The 569-nt window shown below is 62.0% G+C and carries 1 protein-coding gene and 1 pseudogene; one reads left to right on the top strand and one right to left on the bottom strand.

All coding sequences use genetic code 11. The features are described 5' to 3' along the window. Positions 1 to 215, top strand: a 215-nt coding sequence (locus RHBS_RS29925; RefSeq protein WP_236745436.1) for a hypothetical protein, incomplete at its 5' end; no start/stop codon positions are given. Between the two features lie 12 nt (positions 216 to 227). Here the strand turns inward: RHBS_RS29925 and RHBS_RS28485 are convergent. Further along, positions 228 to 569 (bottom strand): annotated as a pseudogene (locus tag RHBS_RS28485) (hypothetical protein); the annotation flags it as partial.

The raw sequence follows: 569 nt of genomic DNA, 5'->3' as shown, positions 1-569 counted from the left end.
GGGGGCCTTGCTGTCGTGCAATGCAACTCTTCGAGTACTCCGCATACCTGTTCGCGTGCATGGGCTCTCATATCGACGAACCCAAATGCTCGATGACTTCCGCCAAGCCCACCGCACCGGAGCAGCGTACGAGCAGCGATATTCATCGACACCGAGTTCGGGCATTGCAGCTCCTCGGCCATGAGGGCGACGTCCGCGGCCGATCGTTCGCGTGAAGCAGGCTGGTCTCAGGTTCGGTAGAAGGCGTCGAGGTCGTATTCGCGGAGGTGGTGCTTCGTGCGGTCGATGTCTCCTGTGGTGGCCCACTCGAAGAACAACTGCGTCGCGTCGTCGGCGGTGAACACCTCTTCGGGGTACACGGTGAGGGAGCGTTTGCCGCTGAAGAACGGGATCTCGACAGTGGGTTCGCCATGACGGGGGCCGGGTCGGCCGACGACGAACAGGCGATGAACACCGTCGATGGGAAACCGCATCTCGACCGACATCGCCTGCGCCGACCCAGCGGCTTGGATGTAGCTTTCGCTCATCGCGGTTTTCTCGTCGTCGCTGAGATCCTCGTAGTACCGGCC

Origin of the sequence: Rhodococcus sp. BS-15 (assembly GCF_000813105.1) — a bacterium.
GTDB lineage: Bacteria > Actinomycetota > Actinomycetes > Mycobacteriales > Mycobacteriaceae > Rhodococcoides.
This window is presented reverse-complemented; position numbering and strand designations above follow the sequence as displayed.